This window comes from Stenotrophomonas sp. 05L414_2, assembly GCF_056397905.1.
In genome coordinates this window covers 1-7075 of record NZ_JBFTOJ010000225.1, presented here as the reverse complement: position 1 = coordinate 7075, position 7075 = coordinate 1, and the positions used below count along the sequence as shown (strand labels likewise).

The 7075-nt window shown below is 68.2% G+C and carries 6 protein-coding genes; 2 read left to right on the top strand and 4 right to left on the bottom strand.

Annotated elements, in window-relative coordinates:
* Positions 1-1006: penicillin acylase family protein (locus AC1DJN_RS20400; protein WP_478040003.1), on the top strand; the 1006-nt coding region annotated here is incomplete at its 5' end.
* A 117-nt stretch (positions 1007-1123) separates the two neighbouring features.
* Here the strand turns inward: AC1DJN_RS20400 and AC1DJN_RS20395 are convergent.
* On the bottom strand, positions 1124-2512 hold the full coding sequence (locus AC1DJN_RS20395; protein ID WP_032975806.1) for a cation:proton antiporter domain-containing protein: 1389 nt from the start codon (positions 2510-2512) through the stop codon (positions 1124-1126).
* A 108-nt stretch (positions 2513-2620) separates the two neighbouring features.
* Positions 2621-4312 carry an asparagine synthase B gene (asnB, locus tag AC1DJN_RS20390; protein WP_478040001.1) on the bottom strand — a complete coding sequence of 564 codons (1692 nt, stop codon included), beginning with the start codon at positions 4310-4312 and terminating at the stop codon, positions 2621-2623.
* A gap of 341 nt (positions 4313-4653) precedes the next feature.
* Here asnB and AC1DJN_RS20385 point away from each other — a divergent pair, with 341 nt between their 5' ends.
* Complete coding sequence (locus AC1DJN_RS20385; protein WP_442251057.1) at positions 4654-5532, top strand: tetratricopeptide repeat protein; 879 nt, start codon at positions 4654-4656, stop codon at positions 5530-5532.
* Positions 5533-5636: 104 nt separating this feature from the next.
* On the opposite strand, the gene dapE is transcribed toward AC1DJN_RS20385, so the two are convergent.
* Together dapE and AC1DJN_RS20375 are read right to left on the bottom strand one after the other, a co-directional pair.
* Positions 5637-6764, bottom strand: coding sequence for a succinyl-diaminopimelate desuccinylase (gene dapE, locus AC1DJN_RS20380; RefSeq protein ID WP_059063604.1), 1128 nt, complete (start codon positions 6762-6764; stop codon positions 5637-5639).
* The coding region (locus AC1DJN_RS20375; protein WP_478039999.1) for an ArsC/Spx/MgsR family protein at positions 6761-7075 on the bottom strand (315 nt) is incomplete at its 5' end. The genes dapE and AC1DJN_RS20375, both read right to left, overlap by 4 nt.

Sequence of the window (7075 nt, the reverse complement as noted above, 5' to 3'; positions counted from 1 at the left end):
GCCTGACCGTGGCCCGGGCTGTACACCGCTGGGCTTCAATGACAATCACCGCAACCCGGGCTGCGCGCCGTGGCCGATCCGCAGCGACGCCGCGCCGAGCCTGGTCGACCCCGCCTCGCATCGGCTGTGGACGGCCAACAGCCGCGTGGTGGACGAGGCGACGCTGGCCACGGTCGGCAATGGTGGCTACGACCTCGGCGCACGCGGACGGCAGATCCGCGACCTGCTGGCCACGCAGGAGCATTTCGACGAGCACGACCTGCTGGCGATCCAGCTCGACGACCGCGCGGTGTTCCTGCAGCGCTGGTGGGTGCTGCTGCACCAGGTGGTCGAACACAGCGACGATCCGGCACTGAAGCGGTTGGGCACGGTCAGCAGCCATTGGGAGGGTCGCGCCGCGATCGATTCGGTCAGCTACCGGGTGGTGCGCGAGTTCCGCACACAGGTACTCGACACGTTGACCGATGCGCTGCTGGCACCGGCCCGGGCACCGCTGGGCGAGGATTTCCTGGCACCGCGACTGGCGCAGCTGGAAGGCGTGGCCTGGCCGATGCTGCAGCAGCGCCCGGCCAACCTGCTGCCGCCCGCGTACACGAACTGGGATGCGCTGCTGGCCGATGCGGCGCGCCGTACCGAAGCGGAGCTGTCCGCGCAGGGGCCGCTGGCGCACCGCATCTGGGGCGAGCGCAATACCGCAGCGATCTGCCATCCGGTCGCGCGCGCCCTGCCCGCCTTCGCCAGCCGCTGGTTGTGCATGCCGGCCGATCCCCTGCCCGGCGACCGTGACATGCCGCGTGTACAGACGCCGGCGTTCGGCGCCTCGCAGCGCATGGTGGTCTCGCCCGGCCACGAGGCCGATGGCATCGTGCACATGCCGGGTGGGCAGAGCGGCCATCCGCTGTCGCCGTACTGGGGCGCCGGACATGAGGACTGGGTGCATGGCCGCCCCACCCCGTTCCTGCCCGGCAAGGCGCAGCACACGTTGACGCTGCTACCGGCGCGATAGCGCTGGCCGGCCACGGCATGATGCCCGCCGCGTGTGCGTGGCTGCCGGCCAGCGGCCGGCACTACCCTGCCATCAGGCCGCGGGGGATGCCCTGCACCGCCACCGGGCGCGACCGGGTCAGGCCTTGCGGCGCTCGATCAGGTTCAACAGCGGCCCGGTCATCGCAGTGGTCACCAGTGCCATGATCACCAGCACCGCAAACAGGCGGTCGCCAAGCAGGCCCAGCTCGTAGCCCAGGTTGAGCACGATCAGCTCCATCAACCCGCGGGTATTCATCAGTGCACCCAGTCGCCACGCTTCGCGCGAGGTCATGCCGGTACTGCGCGCCGCGCTCCAGGTGCCCAGCAGCTTGCCCACTGTGGCCATGGCGATCACCACGACGCACAACGCGATGTCACTGGTCTGCAACGCATCGGCGCGCATGCGCAGGCCGGTCATGGCGAAGAACAGCGGCAGCAGCAGCGTCACCGCGAACGGTTCGACCCTGGCCACCAGCAGGTGCCGCAGCTGCGCGTTGGACGACACCGCCACGCCTGCAGCGAAGGCGCCGAACAGCGCATGGATGCCGAGCACTTCGGTGACCAGCGCACTGGCCAGCGACAGCAGCAGGATGCCCAGCAGCCAGCGCCCTTCGCGACCCGGCGCGATGGTCTGGCGGGCGAACCACGGCTTCACCAGTCCCAGCATCAGCGCGATGAACGCCACCACGCACAGCAGGTTGAGGCTGGCCGGCAACCAGCCGGTGGCCTGCGCTGCCGCCACGATCAGCGCCAGCAGGCACCACGCGGTAGCATCGCCCAGCGCCGCGCAGGCGATGGCGGTCTGCCCCAGCGGTGTGTGGGTGATGCCGCGATCAGCGAGGATGCGCAGCAGCACCGGGAAAGCGGTGATGCTCATCGAAATACCGACGAACAGCGCGAACGCGGTGAAACCCACGCCCTGCGGGCCATGCTGCGGGTACAGCCAGATGGCCAGGACCACACCAAGCACGAACGGCACCGCGATGCCTGCGTGGCTGACGGTGAAGGCGAATCGACGGCGCCCACGCAGCGCGCCCAGATCCAGTTCGGCACCAGCCACCAGCAGGAACATCAGCACACCCAGCTGGCTGAGCATACCCAGCGGCCCGAGCGAAGCGGCCGGGAACAGTGCACCGTGCACCTGCGGCAGCAGGCTGCCCAGCAACAGCGGCCCCATCATCAGGCCGGCGGCCATCTCGCCGATCACGGCCGGCTGGCCGAAACGCTTCAACAGCGCACCGGCGCCCTTGGCGACCAGCAGCAGCACCAGCAGCTGCAGCAGGAACAGGCCGAGCGGCGAGGCCAGGTGATGTGCCCAGTCACTGCCGACCACGGCTTCGGCCTTGCTGGCCACCGTCGGCAGCCCGGGGCCCGCATAGCGCGCCAGCAGCAGGCCGACCAGCAGCGGCACGCCGGCCCACACCAGGTAGCGCCAAGCCCACTTCGTCGGCCTCACGGGACCTCCGGTCTGTACGTCCATGAACATTCCCCAATGTGCAGGGGGCTGATGATACGTCCCTCGCCGCCCATGCGCTGCAGGGCTCGCCGGGCATGGCCCGGCGCTACCCGTGTGGCTGCCGCTCGGCGCGGCCGATCAGGCCAGGGCCTGCTCGTGCACGCCGGCGATGGCGCGGCCCGATGGGTCGGCGGCGGCGGCGAAGCTGGCATCCCAGGCGATCGCTGCCGGCGAGGAACAGGCGATCGACTTGCCGCCCGGCACGGTTTCAGCCGCCGCATGGCTGGGGAAGAACTGCTCGAACAGGTGACGGTAGTAGTACGCCTCCTTGGTCTGCGGCGGGTTGTGCGGGAAGCGCTTGTCGGCCGCAGCCAACACGCGGTCGCTGACCTGTGCTTCGGCGTGCGCCTTCAGGCCATCGATCCAGCCATAGCCGACGCCATCGCTGAACTGCTCTTTCTGCCGCCACAGGATGCTGTCCGGCAGGTAGCCCTGGAAGGCTTCGCGCAGTACCGCCTTCTCGATGCGGCGACCACCAAAACCGGCGCCGACCATCTTGTGCGCGGCATCGAATCGCATCGCCACGTCGAGGAACTCGCGGTCCAGGAACGGCACGCGCGGCTCCACGCCCCAGGCCATCATCGACTTGTTGGCGCGCAGGCAATCGTAGTTGTGCAGGGCGTCGAGCTTGCGCACCAGTTCCTGGTGGAATTCGCGCGCGTCCGGTGCCTTGTGGAAGTACAGATAGCCGCCGAAGATCTCGTCGCTGCCTTCGCCGGACAGCACCATCTTCACCCCCATCGCCTTGATCCGGCGCGCCAGCAGGAACATCGGCGTGGAGGCGCGGATGGTGGTGACGTCGTAGGTTTCAATATGGCGGATCACCTCCRGCAGCACGTCCAGGCCTTCTTCGAAGGTGTATTCGAAGCCGTGGTGGACCGTGCCCAGTGCTTCGGCGGCCACCGCAGCAGCGGCCAGATCCGGCGAGCCCTTCAGGCCGATGGCGAACGAATGCAGGCGCGGCCACCACGCTTCGCTCTGCCCGCCATCTTCGATGCGACGACGCGCATAACGTGCTGCCACGGCGGCAACCAGCGACGAATCCAGCCCGCCCGACAGCAGCACGCCGTACGGCACGTCACTCATCAACTGGCGTTCGACCGCATGTTCGAAGGCCTGGCGCAGCTCGGCGAGATCGGCCGGGCGGCCCTGCACGTCGTCGTACTCGCGCCACGGCTGTTGGTAGTAGCGCACCAGCTCACCGCTGGCGCTGTCGTAGTAATGGCCAGGCGGGAACTGGGCGACGTCGGCACAGGTATCGACCAACGCCTTCATTTCAGAGGCGACGCGCAACCGCCCCTGCGCATCATGGCCCCAGTACAGCGGCACCACGCCGACCGGGTCGCGCGCGATCAGTACACGGCCCGCACTGCGATCCCATAAAGCAAAAGCGAAGATGCCGTTGAGCTGCTCCAGCCACTGCGCCGGCGACCCGCCCTGGCAGTACAGCGCGTTGATCACCTCGCAGTCCGAGCCGGTCTGGAAGGCATAGGCCTGGGCAAGTCCGGCCTTGAGCTGCTGGTGGTTGTAGATCTCGCCGTTGACCGCCAGCGCCAGCTGCCCGTCTTCGGACAGCAGCGGCTGCGAGCCGCCTGCCGGATCGACGATGGCCAGGCGCTCGTGCACCAGCAGCGCGCCCTCGTCCAGGTACACACCGCTCCAGTCCGGGCCACGATGACGCTGGCGCTGCGACAGCTCCAGCGCATGGCGGCGCAGGGAAGGAAGATCGTCACCGGCCTGCAGGCCGAAAATACCGAAGATCGAACACATGGGTGGAACTCCTGTTGTGGGGAAGTACACGGGGGGAAGGTGTTCGACCGGCCATCCAGGCCCGGGTGGGGCTGCGCCCGGGCACAAAAAAACCCGCATCGGCCGATGCGGGTTTTCTGGTGTCCGGGCGTATGTTGCTGTCTATCTACCCAGGGCGCAGTCCCGCATCGGCCGCGCACGATTATTCGCACGCAGATTATTGCGGTTGGTGTTGTTGACGGCGGTGGCCAGGCGGATCGACATGGCATCGACCCTACCCCGCTTTCCGGCACGGCGCAACCGTTGCGTTGGCAACCACTCCGCAGAGCGCATAATGGCCCGCCATGAAACGTGCAATGGAAATGCAACACCGCAACGGACGCAACGCGGCTCTGGCCGCCCTGATCTGCCTGGGCCTGGCCGCCTGCCAGACCCTGCCCCCACCCTCGCTCCTTCCGCCGGCTCAGCAGCAGAGCCTGGAACAACGCGGAACCGACGGCAGCTTCGAGGGGGCCTTTGATACCGCGGAAACCTTCGAGCGCTTCAACGATCCGCGCGCCATCGCCTATTACGAGCGTGCCGCAGCGGTCACCCCCTGGACCTTCCACAACACCAAGGCGGAAAAAGCCCTGGGCCGGATCTGGATCTCCGGCACGCTGCGGTATGCCGACAGCCCCCACATCAACCCTGCGCCGGTGCTGCGCGCGTCCTGGCGGCGTGGCGAACGCGCCTATCTGGCGGCGGCCTACCACGGCAATCCCTATGCGTTCTACGAACTCGCCAAGGCCTATCGCCAGCGTGGCGACGCGCAACAGGCGCTGTGCTGGGACCTGCGCGGAATGATCTACCAGCGCTACCCGAGTTCATCGTCGCGACTGCCGGATGCGGTGGCCGCGCAGGGCGACAGCGTGCATCCGCTGGTTGCGCAGATCCAGCGTCGCGCCGAGCGCGGCGATGCCGAAGCGCAGGTGGACCTGGGCGCGCTGCTGGAGAAGGGCGTGGGACTGCCGCGCGATCCGGCGCGTGCGCTGCAGCTGTACCAGCGCGCCGGCGAGAAGGGCAATGTGTTCGGCCAGTACTTCGCCGGGCTGCTGCTGGGCCGCAGTGCGCCGGGCGTCGAGAAGAACCCTGACGCTGCTGCGGCCTGGTTTGCCAAGGCGGAAGCACAGCAGTTCTACATGGCGGCGCCGAGCTACTGGAAGAAAGCGGTCGAACCGCCGTTCTTCAGTTTTTCGGAGTAACGCGCGCCGCTGCGCTCGCCGCGCCGGGCCATGCCCGGCGACGCGGATCACACCAGCATCCGCACGCTCACCCGGTAGCGCCGGGCCAKGCCCGGCGACGCGGATCACACCAGCAACCGCTCCACCAGTCGCTGGTACAGCCCCGGCAGTGCTTCCAGCTCGTCCACGCGCACGTTCTCATCCACCTGGTGGATGCTGGCGTTGACCGGGCCGACTTCGATGCACTGCGCGCCCAGGGGTGCGATGAAGCGCGCATCGGAGGTGCCACCACCGGTGCTCTCTTCCGGTGCGCGACCGGTGTGCTCGGCCAGCACCGCGCGCGCCGCTGCGCGCAACGTACCTTCCGGGGTGTAGAACGGCTCGCCACTGCGGTGCCACTTCAGCGTGTACTGCAGGCCATGGCGGTCCAGCAGCGCGGTGATGTCCGCTTCCAGCTTCGCTGCATCCCAGTGCGGGTTGTAGCGGATGTTGAAATCCACCTCCAGCTCACCGGGAATCACGTTGTTGGCACCGGTGCCGGCATGGATGTTGGAGATCTGCAGGCTGGTCGACGGGAAGCTCTCATAGCCCTCGTCCCAGCGCCGTGCGCTCAGTTCGGCCAGCATGGGCGCGGCAAGATGAATCGGATTGCGCGCCTTGTCCGGGTAGGCCACGTGGCCCTGCACGCCTTGCACGCGCAGCTTGGCCGACAGGCTGCCGCGACGTCCCACGCGCAGCAGGTCACCAAGCGTGGCGGTGGAGGACGGCTCGCCGGTGATGCACCAGTCGATGCGCTGGCCACGCTCGGCGAACAGCCGCGCGACATGGCGCACACCATCGATCGCATCGCCTTCCTCATCGCTGGTCAGCAGCACCGCCAGCGTACCGGTGTGCTGCGGATGGGCCGCAACGAACTGTTCGGCAGCGATCACGAACGCGGCCACGCTGCCTTTCATGTCGGCGGTGCCGCGACCGTACAGCACGCCATCGCGGATCTGTGGCGCGAATGGATCGCTCTGCCACGCCTCGCGCGGGCCCGGCGGCACCACGTCGGTATGGCCCAGCAGGACCAGCACTGGCGCGCCGCTGCCGTGGGTGGCCCACAGGTTGTCGACCTCACCCAGCCGCAGGTGCTCACAGGTGAAACCGGCCGCCTGCAGACGTTCACCAATCAGCGCCTGGCAACCGGCATCGTCCGGAGTCACCGACGGCCGTGCAATCAGATCGCAGGCCAGGTCGAGGACGGCGCTCACGCGCCGCCCACGCCGAAGCGCGCCTTGAAACCGTTGTCGCTGAAACCCTGGCTGACCTTGCCGTCGGCAGTCACCACCAGCGGCCGCTTGATCAACTGCGGGTACTCGCGCAGCAGCAGCTTCCATTCCGCCTCCGAATCGGCGGCCTTGCGATTGTCCGGCAGCTGCCGCCAGGTGGTGGAGGACCGGTTGACCATCGCCGCCAGGCCACCCAGCTGCGCGGCCCATTCCAGCAGCGTTTCCGGGCTGGGTTTGTTGTCGCGGTAGTCGACGAAGGTGTACGGCACGCCGAAGCGGTCCAGCCACTTGGT

Coding starts and splice junctions, on each gene's coding strand:
- AC1DJN_RS20385 (WP_442251057.1), top strand. CDS start 4,654: ATGCAACACCGCAACGGACGCAACGCGGCTCTGGCCGCCCTGATCTGC.
- AC1DJN_RS20395 (WP_032975806.1), bottom strand. CDS start 2,512: ATGTTCATGGACGTACAGACCGGAGGTCCCGTGAGGCCGACGAAGTGG.